16 protein-coding genes are annotated in these 15,241 nt (G+C 63.2%); 10 read left to right on the forward strand and 6 right to left on the reverse strand.

Features of this window, described 5'->3' with window-relative positions:
• Window positions 1–57 precede the first annotated feature (57 nt).
• From rnd to JWV26_RS19720, 5 genes are all read left to right on the forward strand, one after another.
• Entirely contained in the window at window positions 58–1,191 is a 1,134-nt protein-coding gene (gene rnd, locus JWV26_RS19700) for a ribonuclease D (RefSeq protein ID WP_206417617.1), read from the forward strand.
• Window positions 1,188–1,481, forward strand: coding sequence for a YcgL domain-containing protein (locus JWV26_RS19705; RefSeq protein ID WP_072424636.1), 294 nt, complete (start codon window positions 1,188–1,190; stop codon window positions 1,479–1,481). The genes rnd and JWV26_RS19705 overlap by 4 nt, the downstream gene beginning before the upstream one ends.
• 3 nt (window positions 1,482–1,484) lie before the next feature.
• On the forward strand, window positions 1,485–2,417 hold the full coding sequence (locus JWV26_RS19710) for a D-2-hydroxyacid dehydrogenase (protein WP_206417618.1): 933 nt from the start codon (window positions 1,485–1,487) through the stop codon (window positions 2,415–2,417).
• Between the two features lie 136 nt (window positions 2,418–2,553).
• Entirely contained in the window at window positions 2,554–3,003 is a 450-nt protein-coding gene (locus JWV26_RS19715; protein ID WP_206417619.1) for a YcgN family cysteine cluster protein, read from the forward strand.
• 101 nt (window positions 3,004–3,104) lie between these two features.
• Window positions 3,105–4,331 (forward strand): gluzincin family metallopeptidase, encoded by a 1,227-nt coding sequence (locus JWV26_RS19720; RefSeq protein WP_206417620.1) that lies wholly within the window; start codon window positions 3,105–3,107, stop codon window positions 4,329–4,331.
• Window positions 4,332–4,366: 35 nt separating this feature from the next.
• Here JWV26_RS19720 and JWV26_RS19725 read toward each other — a convergent pair whose 3' ends face one another.
• Complete coding sequence (locus JWV26_RS19725; protein ID WP_003461669.1) at window positions 4,367–4,837, reverse strand: RNA methyltransferase; 471 nt, start codon at window positions 4,835–4,837, stop codon at window positions 4,367–4,369.
• A gap of 47 nt (window positions 4,838–4,884) precedes the next feature.
• Complete coding sequence (locus JWV26_RS19730; RefSeq protein WP_003461667.1) at window positions 4,885–5,226, reverse strand: YajD family HNH nuclease; 342 nt, start codon at window positions 5,224–5,226, stop codon at window positions 4,885–4,887.
• Window positions 5,227–5,310: 84 nt separating this feature from the next.
• On the opposite strand from JWV26_RS19730, the gene JWV26_RS19735 reads away from it, so the two are divergent.
• A complete protein-coding gene (locus JWV26_RS19735; protein ID WP_064494547.1) occupies window positions 5,311–5,625 on the forward strand; it encodes a hypothetical protein in 315 nt (104 codons plus the stop codon).
• 71 nt (window positions 5,626–5,696) lie between these two features.
• Here JWV26_RS19735 and JWV26_RS19740 read toward each other — a convergent pair whose 3' ends face one another.
• Window positions 5,697–7,739, reverse strand: a complete 2,043-nt coding sequence (locus JWV26_RS19740; protein ID WP_206417621.1) for a S9 family peptidase — start codon at window positions 7,737–7,739, stop codon at window positions 5,697–5,699.
• A 105-nt stretch (window positions 7,740–7,844) separates the two neighbouring features.
• On the opposite strand from JWV26_RS19740, the gene JWV26_RS19745 reads away from it, so the two are divergent.
• The 4 genes from JWV26_RS19745 (at window position 7,845) to JWV26_RS19760 (ending at window position 10,135) form a co-directional block, all read left to right on the forward strand.
• Entirely contained in the window at window positions 7,845–8,318 is a 474-nt protein-coding gene (locus JWV26_RS19745; RefSeq protein ID WP_206417622.1) for an MFS transporter, read from the forward strand.
• Window positions 8,319–8,381: 63 nt separating this feature from the next.
• Window positions 8,382–8,828, forward strand: a complete 447-nt coding sequence (locus JWV26_RS19750; protein ID WP_206417623.1) for an HIT family protein — start codon at window positions 8,382–8,384, stop codon at window positions 8,826–8,828.
• A gap of 4 nt (window positions 8,829–8,832) precedes the next feature.
• Window positions 8,833–9,606: a class II glutamine amidotransferase gene (locus JWV26_RS19755; protein WP_003461657.1), complete on the forward strand. Its 774-nt coding sequence runs from the start codon at window positions 8,833–8,835 to the stop codon at window positions 9,604–9,606.
• A gap of 4 nt (window positions 9,607–9,610) precedes the next feature.
• Window positions 9,611–10,135: a DUF2937 family protein gene (locus tag JWV26_RS19760; RefSeq protein ID WP_206417624.1), complete on the forward strand. Its 525-nt coding sequence runs from the start codon at window positions 9,611–9,613 to the stop codon at window positions 10,133–10,135.
• Between the two features lie 33 nt (window positions 10,136–10,168).
• Here JWV26_RS19760 and JWV26_RS19765 read toward each other — a convergent pair whose 3' ends face one another.
• Genes JWV26_RS19765 through JWV26_RS19775 form a run of 3 tightly spaced genes read right to left on the reverse strand, consistent with a single transcriptional unit; the run spans window position 10,169 to window position 14,606 of the window.
• Entirely contained in the window at window positions 10,169–11,512 is a 1,344-nt protein-coding gene (locus JWV26_RS19765; protein WP_074914328.1) for a TolC family outer membrane protein, read from the reverse strand.
• Window position 11,513: 1 nt separating this feature from the next.
• The gene (locus tag JWV26_RS19770; RefSeq protein WP_072424646.1) at window positions 11,514–12,860 is read right to left on the reverse strand and encodes an HlyD family type I secretion periplasmic adaptor subunit; all 1,347 of its coding nucleotides are present in this window, start codon (window positions 12,858–12,860) and stop codon (window positions 11,514–11,516) included.
• A 6-nt stretch (window positions 12,861–12,866) separates the two neighbouring features.
• Complete coding sequence (locus tag JWV26_RS19775; protein WP_074914331.1) at window positions 12,867–14,606, reverse strand: type I secretion system permease/ATPase; 1,740 nt, start codon at window positions 14,604–14,606, stop codon at window positions 12,867–12,869.
• Window positions 14,607–15,241 lie beyond the last annotated feature (635 nt).

A 15,241-nucleotide genomic window follows, 5' to 3' on the forward strand; every position in this document is an offset into this window, starting at 1 on the left:
GCCCCGTGCGCTGGCCTGGGCATATATACTGCGCGGCATTCTAGACGGGAGAGCCGCGTGGCTAACGACATTCACTGGATTCTTGACGACGCCAGCCTGGCTGAGCATTGCGCTGTCTGGCAGGCGCTGCCCTTCGTCGCGTTGGACACCGAGTTCATGCGCGTCGACACCTTCTATCCCATCGCTGGGTTGCTGCAGGTCAGCGGTGGCGACGGCGCCTATCTGATTGACCCCTTGCGTATCAGCGACTGGCGGCCGTTCGCCGCGCTGCTCGAAGCGCCGGGCGTGGTCAAGGTACTGCATTCGTGCAGTGAGGATCTGGAGGTCTTCCTGCGCCTGACCGGCAGCTTGCCGGCGCCGCTGTTCGATACGCAATTGGCGGCTGGTTACCTCAATCTCGGTTTCTCCATGGGCTACTCGCGCCTGGTACAGGCGCTGCTCGATATCGAGCTGCCCAAGGGCGAAACCCGCTCCGATTGGCTGCAGCGGCCACTGTCCGAACTCCAGGTGCGTTACGCCGCCGAGGACGTCTCGCACCTTGTCGAGGTGTACCGCGCCCTGATGGCCCGCCTGGCGCCGCAGAAGGTCGAGTGGATTCTGGAGGACGGTGCCGAGCTGGTCGCCAATCTCGGTCGTGAGATCGCCCCGGAAGATGCCTGGCGCGATGCCAAGCTGGCCTGGAAACTATCGCGCCAGCAGCAGGCCGTGCTCCGCGCGCTGTGCGCCTGGCGCGAGCGCGAGGCGCGCGCGCGCAACCAGCCACGCAATCGCATCCTGCGTGAGCATTCGTTGTGGCCGCTGGCCCGTACCCAGCCAGATAACCTGGTGGCGCTGGCGCGCATCGAGGACATGCACCCGAAAACCGTGCGTCAGGACGGGGAGACACTGCTGCAGCTGATTCGTGATGCCGCGGCGCTGCCGCCCGAGCAGTGGCCCGAAGCCTTGCCCGAGCCGTTGCCAGTCGAAGCCTCCGCGCTGTTGAAGAAGCTACGCGCCGTCGGCCAGCGCGAGGGCGAGCGCCTGGATATCGTGCCCGAGCTGATGCTGCGCAAGAAAACCCTGGAGGCCCTGCTGAAAAGCGGCTATCCCAATGGTCCTTATCAATTGCCCGACTCCCTGCGTGGCTGGCGCCGGGAGCTGATGGGCCAGGCGCTGCTTGACTGCCTGGCCGCTGAAGGAGAATCCGCGTGAAACGCATCTGTTCCATCTACAAAAGCCCGCGCAAGAACGAGATGTATCTCTACGTGCTCAAGGCCGAGGCTCTGACACGTGTACCCGAGGGGCTACTCGCGGTGTTCGGCCCGCCCGCGCATGCCTTCGATCTGGTGCTCAGCCCGGAGCGCCAGTTGGCTCGCGAGGACATCGCCCAGGTGCTGGAGAACCTCGACAAGCAAGGCTATCACCTGCAGATGCCGCCCCCCGAGGAGGAGTACATTCAGCATCTGCCCGATGAACTGCTGCGCCGTAACGATCCGGTGTAAGCCATGCGCCTGCTGATCGCCGAAGAAGAGCATGCGTTCTACGCCGAGCGTATTCGTAGCGCCTGCCCTGAACTGCAACTGGTCGCCGGCGCACAGCTCGAACAACTGCGTGTGGTCGCCCGTGGCTGCGACCTCTGGCTGGGACAGCCCGACCTGCTCGCGCCCTTGCTGCGCGACGGCGTGCGCCCGCAGTGGCTGCAATCGACCTGGGCCGGCATCACGCCGCTGCTGGCGGAGGGATTACCGCGCGACTACCGCCTGACCCGCGCTGTCGGCATCTTCGGTCAGGTGATGGCCGAATACGTGCTCGGTCATCTGCTGGCCCATGAACGGCGCCTGTTCGCCCGCCTTGCGGCGCAGGTCGAGCAGCGTTGGGATCACCGCCTGCCGCGCAGCCTGCGCGGGCGCCGCGTGTTGGTGGTCGGTTGCGGTGATATCGGTCAGGCCGTCGCCGAGTTTCTCCAGCCTTTCGGCGTGGAACTGCGTGGCGTCGCCAGTCAGGCGCGTGAGCAGGAGCCGTTTCTCGACGTGGCGGCGATGGATCAACTGCCTCATCTGGTCACTTGGGCCGATTACGTGGTCAACCTGCTGCCGGACACGCCGGCCACGCGCGATCTGTACGATGCGCGGTTGCTTGCCCATTTCCGCCCAGAAGCGGTGCTGATCAATGCCGGGCGCGGTGTCGCCGTGGTCGATGCCGATCTGGTCGCCGCGCTCGAGCGCAACCAGTTGGCCGGCGCGGTGATCGACGTCTGTCGCGAAGAGCCGCTGCCGTCCGCTCATGTGTTCTGGAATGCACCGCGCCTGCTGCTCACCGGTCACAGCTCGGCGCCCACCGACCCGGCGCTGATGAGTGAGCTTTTCATCGACAACCTGGCGCGCTGGCAAGCGGGAGAGCCGTTACGTGGTGAAGTGGATTTCGCTCGCGGTTACTGAACATCGAGGCGGTGTGCATGGCGCACCTTACTTCTGGTGGCTCCCCATGACCCGCCATTCGGCATGCGCCGCTTGGCCAGGGCTGGGGCTCAAGCTAGACTGCCGCGCTTTTTTCGCCTGAGTCCATACCGCTGCCATGGCCGCCAACCTCGAACCCTTCTGGAAACGCAAGACCCTCCCCCAGCTCGATCCGGGGGAGTGGGAGTCGCTATGCGACGGCTGTGGCCTGTGCTGCTTGCAGAAGCTCGAGGACGAGGACGATGGCGCCGTCTACTACACGCGCATCGCCTGCAAATTGCTGGACTTGCAGACGTGCCGCTGCAGCGATTATCCCAACCGGGTCAAGCATGTGCCTGACTGCATTCAGCTCACCCCGGCGCAGGCCGATCAGTTCCAGTGGCTGCCGCCGACCTGTGCTTATCGCCTGGTCAGCGAAGGCAAGGACCTGCCACATTGGCACCATCTGGTCTCAGGCGACCCGGACGCCGTGCACGCCGAGCGCATTTCCCAATCAGGACGCATGCTCAGTGAAAACAGCGTGGCCGAAGACGACTGGGAAGATCATCTGATTTTCCGCGCGGGTTGATTGCAGCGCGGCTTCGTGGCAAATCTGTCTCCCGTTAATGGAATTTGCCCTGTGACGCCGCTGTCATATGCCGTCACATCCCGCATCAGGAGTTTTGCTCGATGTCCCTTCGCTTGCCGTTGTACGCGTCTCTGCTGCTTCTGAGTCTGCCGGCCTTCGCTGCCACGCAGAAGGTCGATCTGGATTACCGGGTGCGCTTTCTGCCCGAGAGCAATCAGGCCGAAGTCAGCATCACTCTGGAGAAGGGCGAGTACGTGCGCAGCCTCGACTTCAATCTTGGCGAAGAGGGGCGTTTCAGCGATTTCCAGGCCGATGGCCAGTGGTCGCAGGAGGTTGCCGGGCGCGGCAAGTGGCAGCCGGGCGAGGGCAAGAGCGTACTGAGCTACCGCGTGCTGATCGACAGCGAACGCAAGCCGGGTCGCTACGACGCCAGGATGACTGACGACTGGGCATTGTTCAGGGGGGACGACCTGATTCCGGCGGCCAAGCTCGATCAGCAGAACAAGACCGAGCTGGTGGCGCGCCTGCAGTTCGATCTGCCCAAGGGCTGGAAGAGCGTGGAAACCGGTTGGCCGCGCATCGGCAAGAACCGCTTTCGTATCGACAACCCGCAGCGCAAGTTCGACCGCCCGACCGGCTGGATGCTGGCCGGCAAGCTGGGTACCCGTCGCACTCGCCTGGGTGATACCGAAATCGCCATCTCCGCGCCGGTCGGCGAGGGCATGCGGCGCATGGATATCATGACCTTCCTCACCTTCGTCTGGCCGCAGATGCAGCAGGTGTTCCCGCGCGACCCGGACAAGCTGCTGATCGTCGGCGCTGGGGATCCGATGTGGCGCGGCGGCCTGTCGGCGGCCAATTCCTACTTCATGCATGCTGACAGGCCCTTGGTCAGCGAGAACGGCACCAGCTCGCTGGTGCACGAACTGGTGCACGTATTCGGCCGCATCTATGGCCGCGAGCGCAGTGACTGGATCGCCGAAGGCCTGGCCGAGTACTACGCCATCGAATTGATGCGCCGCGCCGGGGGTATCAGCGAAGACCGTTACCAGAAGATCCGCGAGCAGCTGATTCGCTGGAGCAAACCGGTCAACAGCCTGCGTACCGACAATGCCAGCGGTGCTGTCACTGCGCGTGCGGTGCTGCTGTTGCAGGAACTGGACCGGGAAATCCGCCAGAAGACCAAGGACAAGGGCAACCTGTCGCTGGATGACGTGACCCGTGGTCTGATGCGTCTGGACAAGGTCAGCACCAAGGACTTCATCGACATCACCGAAAACGTCATCGGTGGGCCGTCGAAGACGCTGGATACGCGGTTGCTGCGTTGAGTGTTACCGCTTCGCTCCCTGTCTGCTGGTTCGAGTCAGAACAAGGGGCCGGAGCGGGTATTGTTACCTTTGGCCAGGCGGTCGTAGAGCACCACGTTGACCGTCGCGGCCAGGTTCATGCAGCCCTGAGTAGGGATGTACACGACTTCAGCGCCACACCAGTCGAGAATCTCCTGCTGCAGTGAGCCGTCCTCTGGGCCGAAGATGTACAGCGCCCGGTCGGGATGGGTATAGGCGGGCAGGGCGCGTGCATCATCGACCAGTTCCACTGCCACCGGGGTGCAACCCAGCGGCAGGATCTTGCGCAAATCGTCGATGTTGATCAGCGGGATATCCTGATGAACCTTCTTGGTGTCGGTGATGAAATCCTTGGCGCGGTCGTAGCGGGTGCCGGTGTAGAACACCGAGCTGACGTCATAGCAGCCCGCCGCACGCATGATGGAACCGACGTTTTCCGGTGATTTCGGGTTGAACAGGCCGATGCAGGCGTATCTCTTGTTGGCCACGGTGGCACTCGCAAAAGCGCCGATTATACGGTGCCGAGTGCCACGCCCTAGTCCTTTTTCAACAGGCTGGCCAGATCGCCAAAGGCCTTGTAGGTCGATTTGGCAGCCTGAGGGCTGGCAGTGGAGCCTTCGGCGAAATACTGCTGGTCGGTGTAGCGCGAGTGTTCGTTGTCATGACAGAACAGGCACAGCAGCTCCCAGTTGGAACCATCGGCCGGGTTGTTGTGGTGGTTGTGATCACGGTGATGCACGGTCAGTTCGCTCAGGCGCTTGCCAGAGAACTCGCGGGCGCAGCGGCCGCAGACATGGGGATACATTTTCAGCGCTTTCTGCCGGTAGCCTTCTTCGGCCTGGGCGGACAGGTAGTAGCGGTTGTTATTGGTGCTCATGGCAGAACCTGTTATCGGGAGGTGAACGCTTGACTGGATATGTTGCCAGAATAGAACGAAAGCCAGCTGCACAGGAGATATGTCATGCGCTTGCCTATGTTCGCCGTGATGATTCTGGCCTCCAGCCTTGGCGGCTTGGCCTGGGCTCAGGAACCGATGCGCATGCCGTCCGCGCCTGGGGCAGGTGCGCCGGGCACTGCGACGCCACAGCCTTACGGCCAGCCTTCCACGCCCACTACGATCAAGCGCCAGGGATCGGCGCCCCTCTTACCGCCGCCCCAGGGACAAACGCCCCCAGGGACTGCGCCGAAATCCACTGGCGATCAATCGATTCCGCAGCTCGATGAGCAACTGCGCCGCAATAGCCAGGGGCTGGACGGGCAGCGCAAGGCGGAGTGATCGGCGTAGGAGCGGCTTCAGCCAGCGATGCTGGGGAGTCGCTGCTGAAGCGGAATGCCGCCCAACCGCTCCTACGGGTGTGCTATCCCTAGCACACGGAACAGGAAGGCGTACTCCAGCGCCACATCCTTGATGCCCTGATAACGCCCACTCATGCCGCCATGGCCAGCGCCGAGGTCGGTCTTGAGCAGCAGCAGATTGCTGTCGGTCTTGTCGCGGCGAAGTTTGGCCACCCATTTCGCAGCTTCCCAGTACTGCACACGGCTGTCGTTGTAACCGGCGACAGCGAGGATGGGAGGATAAGCCTGGGCGCGCACATTCTCGTAGGGCGCGTACGCCTTGATGCGCTCGAAGACCTCGGGCTGATTCGGGTCGCCCCATTCGTCGTATTCAGTGACGGTCAGCGGCAGTTCCGGGTTGAGCATGGTGTTGAGCACGTCGACGAAGGGAACTTCTGCGATGGCAGCAGCGAACAGGTCGGGGCGCTGGTTGAGCACGGCGCCGATCAGCAGGCCGCCGGCGCTGCCGCCGCTGATTGCCAGTTGCGCGGGGGTGGTCAGGCCCTCGGCAATCAGGCGTTCGGCGCTGGCGATGAAATCGCCGAAGCTGTTCTGTTTGTGCTCGAGCTTGCCGGCACGGTACCAGGCTTCGCCCATCTCGCCGCCACCGCGGATATGCGCGATGGCGAAGACGAAACCGCGATCCAGCAGGCTCAGGCGGGCGTGGGAGAACCAGGGGTCGAGGCTCGCGCCATAGGCGCCGTAACCATAGAGATAGAGCGGTGCAGGTTTCCCTGCGGCGAATACCTCGCGCCTCGCCACCAGGCTGATCGGTATCTGCGTGCCGTCGGCCGCAGTGGCCCAGAGACGCCGACTTTCATAGGCATCGGCATCGAACGGACCTTCTACCGGTGTCTGCTTGAGGACCTGCTGAGCGCCCGTGGCCAGTTCCAGTTGGCGCACTTGCGCGGGGCGGTTCAGCGCTTCGTAGCGCAGACGGATCACCGTGCTGTGAAACTCCAGGCTGTCCTGCACGTAGAGGCTGTAAGCGGCGTCCGGTAGTTGCACGCGATAGGCTTCGGCGCCCTGCGGCTGCACTTCGAGAATCGGCAGGCCGCCTTCACGCAGGGCGAGGACGATAGCGCGCTGTTTCAGCGTGGCGCCTTCGAGCATCACCTGCGGGTCATGGGCGCGAATCTGTTGCCAGTGCGAACGTTGCGGCTGCGCCTCACTGGCGCGGTAAAGCGCGAAGTTGATGCCAATCTGATTGCTGCGAATCAGCCAGCACCACTGGCCATCCAGCATGCCGTGATCGACATCGTATTCGTGGCCTTCCTCACGCGGTGCCAGGCAACTGAAGTCGCCCTGCGGCTGCTGCGCGTCGAGCACCCAGACCTCGCTGGTGGTCTTGCTGCCCAGTTGCAGTATCAACTGGCGCTCGGAGCTGGAGCGGTAGCAGTGCAGGAAGAAGCGGCCATCAGCTTCCTCGAATACGGCTTGCGCAGCGGTGTCGCCGAGGCGGTGACGGTAGAGCTTGTAGGGGCGATGGGTATCGTCCAGTTCGGTGAAGAACAGCGTCTGGCTGTCGTTCGCCCAGGTCATGCTGCCGTCGCAGTCGTCGAAGGGCAGTTCGCTGATCTGGCCGCTTCCCAGCTCCTTGACGAACAGGCGGTAGATTTCCTCGCCGCTGCTGTCGAGGCTGTAGGCCAGGCGCTGCTGGTCGGGGCTGATGCTGAACGCACCGACGGAAAGAAAGCCGCCACCGGCCAGTTCGTTGGGGTCGAGCAGCAGCGCTTCACTGGCCGCGTCGACATCCAGCGAACCATCGGCAGGGCGACGGCAACGATAGTGCCGCGGATATTCGTCTCCGGCGGTGGTGCGCTGGTAGTAGAGGTAGTCGCCCCAGGGCGTCGGCAGCGACAGATCGGTCTCGCGAATGCGCCCCTTGATCTCCTCGAACAGCTGCTCGCGCAGGGCCTGTTGCGGTTCCAGCACGGCATCCAGGTAGGCATTTTCTGCCTGCAGGTGCGCCAGCACCTCGTCGCTGTCGCGGTTTTCCAGCCAGTGATAAGGGTCGTTGCCGGCTTCCTGGCGGGCGATGGGGGCAGAGGACATGGCGTGGCTCCAGAGAACGAGAGGGCGACGGCAGGGGCGCCGCGCTGGGCAAAAGCCGCTATCATAAGCGCCCCTTTGCCAGACCTGCCACGCCGGCGCCTGCTTATGATGAATGAAAACGACTACCTCCTGGCCTGGGCGGCCTACGGGATTGCTGCCCTGGGTTGCCTGTTGGTGTGGATGCGCCTGACCAGCTGGATGTGGCGTTACCTGCGCGAGCCGCTGCGGGTGTTGATGGCCGTGCTGCTGTTCAGCCCGACCATCGTCGACCCGGCGCGCGAACTGTTCGCGCCCGCCCTCGCGGTTACCGCCATGGATATATTGCTCAAGGTTGGCAACAACGCCTGGCGCGCGGTCGCTGATCTGGCGCTCTATAGCCTGATCGCGCTTGCCGTGTATCTAGTGTTCGTCGCTGTTCGCTGGCCCATCGAGCGTTGGTGGAAAGGGCGTCAGAGCGAGCATGTAACCGAGCCCGACGAAGACCCGCGCACCTTGCGCGAGCGCATGGAAGAGGACGACGACCTGCCAATTCGTGACTACGGGCGTGATCGCTCGGGGCGTATGGAACCGCGTATTTGATCTGACCCCTTGCGCCTGCCGGCCCAGGCGTTCAGCATGATGGCCTTGTGCAAGGGAGGCCCGATGGATTGTGTGTTCTGTGCCATTGCCGAGCGACGGCTACCCGCTCATCGTCTGTATGAAGATGAAGATTTCATCGTATTGCTGGACATCTTCCCGATGCGTCCGGCCCATGTGCTGATCGTCAGCCATGTGCATGCGCCCTTTCTACGTGATCTGCCGCCACCGGTACGTGAGCGTCTGTTGACGCTGGCCGAGCGTATCGCTGCTGCGCTGCGCGAGGCTGGCTTTGGTAAGAACGGCATCAACCTGCTGATCAATGACGGCCCGGATTCCAATCAGCACGTGCCCCATCTCCATTTACACCTGATTCCACGTCGGCCGGGTGACCTGCCGGCGCTGCTCTGGCGATTGCTGGTGCGTTTTCTGCCAATGGGCCGCAAGCGAATCGAAGCGCGTCTGCAAGATGAAGCCGAGCGCCTGCGCCTGATCCTCGGCAAGGAGAATTGATTCGATGTGCGAATTGCTCGGCATGAGCGCCAATGTACCCACCGATATCGTGTTCAGCTTTACCGGGTTGATGCAACGTGGTGGCCGCACCGGGCCGCACCGTGATGGTTGGGGGATCGGCTTCTACGAAGGGCGCGGTTTGCGTCTGTTCCAGGACCCGCGGGCGAGCAGCGAATCCGAGGTGGCGCAGCTGGTGCAGCGCTACCCGATCAAGAGCGAAGTGGTGATCGGCCATATCCGCCAGGCCAACGTCGGCAAGGTCTGCCTGGTCAACACCCATCCCTTCAGCCGTGAGTTGTGGGGGCGTAACTGGTGTTTCGCCCATAACGGGCAGCTGGCGGGCCTGGAAGGCTCCACTACCTTCTACCGACCGGTCGGCGAGACCGACAGCGAGGCGGCGTTCTGCGATCTGCTCAACCGCGTGCGTCGCGCCTTTCCCGAACCGGTATCGGTGGAAATGCTCCTGCCGGTGCTGGTGGCGTCCTGTGCCAGTTACCGCAAGCTCGGCGTGTTCAACTGCCTGCTCAGCGATGGCGACTGGCTGTTCAGCTTCTGCTCGACCAAGCTCGCGCATATCACCCGCCGCGCGCCGTTCGGCCCTGCGCAGCTCAAGGACGCGGATCTGAAGGTGGATTTCCAGTCAGAGACCACGCCCAACGACGTGGTGACCGTCATCGCCACTGAACCTTTGACCGACAACGAACAATGGTCGCTGTACCAGCCGGGCGAATGGCGCCTGTGGCGCCGCGGCGAATGCATTACTCACGGCAAGGCCTGAACTCATGCTTAGAAGCTACCTGCGCCTGACGCTGTTCGCTTTCGGTCTGTTGCTCGGCGTGCAGGTGCCGGGCTTCGTCGATGACTACGCCAAGCGGGTCGAGGCTCATCGCCTGGAGTCGCAGCAGAGTCTCAAAGGCTTTCAGGAAACGGCGCGCAATTTCTTCAAGGGCGATATGGACGCGCTGGTGGCGCACTACCGCGTCAGCGATGACCCGGTGATGCGCAGCGATGCCAAGAGCGTCGGGCACCTGGTGCAGCGCTCCGCCTTGCTCGAACGCGAATGGCAGGCCATGCAGGGGCCCTGGTACTCCCAGGCCTGGCACCTGGCGACTGGCGCGGATCACGAGCTGTTCGAGGAAACCCTGCAGGCTTACCGTTATCAGGTGCTGTTTACCCCGGATGCGATTCTCTGGGGTGTGATCAGCGCGCTGCTGCTGGCCTGGATGGCGGAGGTGCTGGTGGTGCTGTGCGGCTGGATGTTCGGCGCAGGGCAGACCAGGCGCGCTCAGCAGCGCCACTGGCGCTGAATACCAGGCCAGGGAATCGGGCAGAACGCCGGCTCAGTAGCCGAGTGCCAACTCCGGTCCCAGGTAGGCATTGACCTGGAGAATATCGTCCTCGCCGAGCAGGCCGACCGCAGCGGCCAGTTGCAGGCGTGCGAGCAGATAGCGAAGTTTGGCTTCGAGCAGATCTCGGCGGGCGATGAACACCTGTTCCTCGGCGTTGAGGATATCGACATTGGTACTGGAGCCCGCGAGAAACCCCTTGCGCGCCGAATCCTGTGCCCGCTCGCTGGAAATGACGGCCTGCTGCAGGGCGCGAATACGCGCCTGGCCGCTCTGCACGCCGCGGAACTCACGGGTTGTGGCGGAGAACACTTCCTCGCGGCTGGCATTGACTTCTTCCCCGGCCTGTTCACGGCTCGCGGTGGCCTGGCGCACCCGCGCGCTGACGCCGCCGCCGGAGTAAAGCGGCATGGTGAACTCCAGGCCGATGGAGCTGTAGCGGTTGGTCTGGTTGATGGTGGAGAGCGAATCGCTCTCGCTGTCGGTATAGCCCAGTACCAGGTCAAGAGTGGGCCAGTGGGCGCTGCTGGCGCGTTTGACCTCCTCTTCGGCGAGGCCATGATTGAGCTGGCGTGCGCGCAGCGAAGGGTTGTTCAATTGCGCCTTCTGTAGCCAGTCCTGGAGGTTGTCCGGTTGCAGGGGCGGGGTAGGAAATTCCGCGTGCAGGGTGGCGAGTTGATCCGGGTTGTTGCCGAGCAACTCCTGCAGCAGGCGCAGGGCGACCACCAGATTGTCTTCGGCTTCGATCACGCCGGCCTGCGCCAGATCACGTCGGGCGGTGGCCTGGTCGACGTCGGTGATGGTGCCGTCGCCCAGATCGAAGCGGCGCTTGGCAGCCGCAACCTGCTGCTCGAAAGCCTTGAGCTTGGCGCGCGAAAGGTCGATGGTCTCGCGCGTCAGCAACACGTCGAAGTAGCGGCTGGCCAGGCGCACGGCAACGTTCTGCGTCTTGGCATCGAATACCGCTTCGCTATAGCTGGCGCGCTGCTTGCCCTGGCGGTACTCGACCATTTTCTGGCGGTTGTACAGCGGTTGACGCAATTGCAGGCTGAGGTTTTCCGAGTCGTAGTCCAGATCGTTCTCGATGCGCTGGCCAAAGGCATTCTGTTGCTCCTGGGTGCCGTCGACCTGGCTTTTGCTGGCTCTGGCAGTGATCTGCGGCAGCAGCCCGGCCCTGCCGATAGCGGGGTTTTCCAGACCAGCGGCACGCTCGTGGACGGCGGCGCGATAGGTCGGGCCCTGCAGTTGCAGCAATTCCCAGGCCTGTAACAGGTCCATGGCGTGGGCGGGCAGGCAGGCCAGGCAGCAGAGGCCTGACAGTATCTGGCGTACGAGCATGTCATTGCTCCTTGAAGGCCCCGTCGATACGGTCGAGCATGGGCTTCATCAGATAGCTCATCAGGTTGCGTTCACCGGTCTTGATCGTCACGGTGGCCGGCATGCCGGGGCGAATGCGATTGCTGCCCAGCTTGTCCATGCCATCGGCGGTGACCTCGATCTCGGCCAGGTAGTAGGGCTGCTTGTTGGTCTCGTCGATAAGGCGATCGGCGGAAATCGTCAGTACGCGGCCGGGGATGTTCGGCGTCTGCGCGTGATTGAACGCGGGGAAGGCGATGTCCACCGGCAGTCCCGGTTGCATCTTGTCGATGGCTTGTACCGGCACCATGGCATCGACCTGCAGCGGCTCATTGGCCGGCACCACGTCCATGATTCGCGAGCCGGCCTGGATCACCCCGCCTATGGTGGAGGCGGACAGTCCCAGTACCACGCCATCGATGGGCGAGCGGATCACCGTGTTGCTGACTTCGTAGTCCAGCGCCCGCAGGCGGTCGGCGAGGGCGGCGGCCTCTTTCTGCATATCGCTGAGCTGTGATTGCACTTCCTGCTGGTAATTCTGTTCAAGTTGGAGAATGCGCAGTTTGAGCTCGGCGATCTGGTTGCGCGTACGCCCTGTGTCGGCGATGTTCTGCGCCAGCGAGGCGCTCAGTTCGGCGGCGTTGCGTTCCAGTTCGAGCATGCGGTTGCGCGTCACATAACCTTCCGCCGCCAGGCTGCGCACCCCGTCGAGTTCCTGGTTGAGCAACCTGATCTGCGCGCTGCGCGAGTGCTGTACCTGGCGCAGGCCCTTGAGCTGTTCCTCGGCGCCGAGGATGTTCTCGCGGAGAATCTCGGCTTCGCCGGTCAACGCGGTGCGGCGGGTAGTGAACAGACGTTGTTGCAGGGCGACGGAGGCATGCAGGCGTGGGTCGTTGGCGAATCGGCTGAGCAACTCGGGATCGAACTCGACCTGTGTGGCGCCGTCACGCTCGGCCTGCAAGCGACTTTTCACCGTGCTGACCACTATGTATTGCGCGCTGACCATGCCCTGCTCGGCGATGGCACGGGTGGCGTCCAGCTCGATCAGTGGCTGGTTGCGTTGCACCAGATCCCCCTCGCGCACCAGGATGGCGCCGACCGAGCCGCCGGTCAGGTGCTGGATGGTCTTGCGGTTGTCGGTGACGTTGACCGTGGCATTGGCCACCACCCCGGCATCCAGCGGCGCGAGAATGGCCCAGAGAATGAATCCACCGAAGCCTGCGAGCACCAGCGACAAGCCCCAGCGACTCGGTTTGCCGTCGTCCATGTCAACCGTGCAGGGGCTATCCGTCAGTATCAGCCCCTTGCTTTCGAACTGCAGATCGGACATGGCATGTCACTCCTTGGCCCTTACCGAGGCCAGGGTCGGCGACCCCTTGCCGGTGGGGATCACGTTGGCCTGGCGCAACGCAGCGAATACCTCATCGCGGCTGCCGAACATCTGCACAGCGCCTTCGCGCAGTACCAGCACCTTGTCCACCATGTTCAGCACGGTGGGGCGGTGGGAGATCAGCACCAGGGTCTTGCCGCGTTGCTTGAGGTCGAGCAGCGCTTGCAGCAACGCCGCTTCGCCGACGTCGTCGAGGCTGGCGTTGGGCTCGTCGAGGACGATCAGCGATGGCTCGCCGTAGAGTGCACGGGCCAGGCCGATACGTTGCTTCTGCCCGCCGGACAACGAGCCGCCGTCGGCGCTCAGGTGGGTGTCGTAGCCTTGTGGCAGGTGCAGGATCATCTCGTGCACACCGGCCTGCCTGGCGGCAAGGATCACCGCCTCGCCGTCGATTGCGCCGAAGCGCGCGATGTTCTCGGCGACGCTACCCTCGAACAACTCGACGTCCTGTGGCAGGTAGCCGAGCCAGGGACCCAGTTCGGCCTTGTTCCATTGATAGATGTCGGCGCCGTCCAGGCGCACCTTGCCGCCTTGTGCCGGCCAGACGCCAACCAGCAGACGTGCCAGGGTGGATTTGCCTGAGGCCGAGGGGCCGATGATGCCCAGGGCCTCGCCGGGTGCCAGATTGAAGCTGACGCCGCGCAGTATCGGCGTGGGCGAGCCCGGTGCACTGGCGAAGGCGTTCTCCACGTGGAGCATGCCCAGCGGCTTGGGTAGCGGCATGGACGGCTTCTGCGCAGGAAAGTCGGCCAGCAGCCCGGATAGCCGAGCCCAGGCTGCACGGCTGGAGAGCAACTGCTTCCAGGCCGAGATCACCTGCTCCACCGGCGCCAGTGCGCGGCCGGAGAGAATCGAGCAGGCGATCATCATGCCCGGGGTGATGGTGCCCTGAATCGCCAGCAAGGCGCCGGCGCCCAGGATCAGCGACTGCAGGGTGACGCGCACGAAGCGACTGGCCCCGGCGATGTAGGCCGCGCGGTCTGAGGCCAGGGTTTGCAGCTCGAGAATTTTCAGGTGGTTGCCGAACCAGCGCTGGCGAATCGCCGGCAGCATGCCCATGGCCTCGATCACTTCGGCGTTGCGCAGGTTGTTGTTGGCGAAACTGCCGGATACCAGCGAGGCCTGGTTGGCCTCGGCCAGCGGCTTGCGGGTGCTGACTTCGGTGAGCCAGGCCAGGCTCACCAGCAGTAAAGAGCCGATCAGGGTAATCAGGCCAAGCAGTGGGTGTACCAGGTAGATCACCAGCAGGAAGATCGGGGTCCAGGGGGCGTCGAAGAAGGCGAACAAGCCGTTACCGGTGAGAAACTGGCGAACCTGTGAGAGATCCTGCAGCGCCTGTGCCGGGTTGCCGCCGGCGCGGCGCAGGTTGCGCTCGAAGGCGGCGCCGAAGATGCGCTTGTTGAGCATCATGTCGAGGCGGTTGCCGACGCGGATCAGCACGCTCGAGCGCACCACCTCCAACAGCGCCATCAGCACATACAGGCCGATCACCAGCACGGTGAGCATCAGCAGGGTGGTGACATTGCTGCTGACCAGGGCACGGTCGTAGACCTGCAGCATATAGACAGCCGGGGTCAGCATCAGCAGGTTGATCACCCCGCTGAAGGCGGCCAGGGCGTAGAAGGTGCGGCGCAGGCGAAACAGCACCTCAGCCAGCTCGGAACGCGGGGACTGCGGGACGTCCATGGGACCCTCCGGCACTGCATGTTCGCTGGGCGTCCTGCATGGGGTGACGGCATTTCGACGATTGGCGTGCAGGACCGTCTACTGGAGACATTTTCTTGTCTCTTTGGGTGTCGCCCTCTAGGTATAGATGGGGTTTTCGTCGCTGCGCAAGGGATTACAGCGTCTTATTTTTTCGATGTTTCGTTTTGTTTCATTAAAAAAATCTTTATTCAATAAAAGCTTATAGGAATGGTTGGTAATTGATTAGGCGACTGACGGTATCTTGACAATCCTATTGGCTAGGACTTAAGTCTAGGCGTGTGATCCAAGCCAAGAAGTCGACACGGCTCTGGTTGGCAAGCTCCTGTATGGGGTGATCACCATCGGAATCATGTTTTACCGGACGCCTGAGGCGTCTTTGCCAGGGCATTTCGCCGACCCGCAATTGCACGGGTCTAATACTGCCTGATTTCTGACGCTAGGCTTCGTGCCAGCTTCAGCATAGGGACATACCAAATACTGATTGCACGCCGATTAGCCCAGCATATCGGTGTGGCAGCGTTTGGCCTCTATCCCGGGAACGCTCTGACGATTGCGTGATGCGCAACGGACGGGGTGGGCTGCTTCTGTGCCAGGGATTCCTCCGACTTTGCGCA

Origin of the sequence: Ectopseudomonas toyotomiensis (genome assembly GCF_017167985.1) — a bacterium.
GTDB lineage: Bacteria > Pseudomonadota > Gammaproteobacteria > Pseudomonadales > Pseudomonadaceae > Aquipseudomonas > Aquipseudomonas toyotomiensis.

Bases quoted from the DNA above. Each gene is read 5' to 3' on its own strand.
- JWV26_RS19745 (WP_206417622.1), top strand. From the start codon at position 7,845: ATGATGAATGAAAACGACTACCTCCTGGCCTGGGCGGCCTACGGGATT.
- JWV26_RS19750 (WP_206417623.1), top strand. From the start codon at position 8,382: ATGGATTGTGTGTTCTGTGCCATTGCCGAGCGACGGCTACCCGCTCAT.
- JWV26_RS19765 (WP_074914328.1), bottom strand. From the start codon at position 11,512: ATGCTCGTACGCCAGATACTGTCAGGCCTCTGCTGCCTGGCCTGCCTG.
- JWV26_RS19720 (WP_206417620.1), top strand. From the start codon at position 3,105: ATGTCCCTTCGCTTGCCGTTGTACGCGTCTCTGCTGCTTCTGAGTCTG.
- JWV26_RS19715 (WP_206417619.1), top strand. From the start codon at position 2,554: ATGGCCGCCAACCTCGAACCCTTCTGGAAACGCAAGACCCTCCCCCAG.
- JWV26_RS19740 (WP_206417621.1), bottom strand. From the start codon at position 7,739: ATGTCCTCTGCCCCCATCGCCCGCCAGGAAGCCGGCAACGACCCTTAT.
- JWV26_RS19770 (WP_072424646.1), bottom strand. From the start codon at position 12,860: ATGTCCGATCTGCAGTTCGAAAGCAAGGGGCTGATACTGACGGATAGC.
- JWV26_RS19735 (WP_064494547.1), top strand. From the start codon at position 5,311: ATGCGCTTGCCTATGTTCGCCGTGATGATTCTGGCCTCCAGCCTTGGC.
- JWV26_RS19775 (WP_074914331.1), bottom strand. From the start codon at position 14,606: ATGGACGTCCCGCAGTCCCCGCGTTCCGAGCTGGCTGAGGTGCTGTTT.
- JWV26_RS19710 (WP_206417618.1), top strand. From the start codon at position 1,485: ATGCGCCTGCTGATCGCCGAAGAAGAGCATGCGTTCTACGCCGAGCGT.
- JWV26_RS19755 (WP_003461657.1), top strand. From the start codon at position 8,833: ATGTGCGAATTGCTCGGCATGAGCGCCAATGTACCCACCGATATCGTG.
- JWV26_RS19760 (WP_206417624.1), top strand. From the start codon at position 9,611: ATGCTTAGAAGCTACCTGCGCCTGACGCTGTTCGCTTTCGGTCTGTTG.
- JWV26_RS19730 (WP_003461667.1), bottom strand. From the start codon at position 5,226: ATGAGCACCAATAACAACCGCTACTACCTGTCCGCCCAGGCCGAAGAA.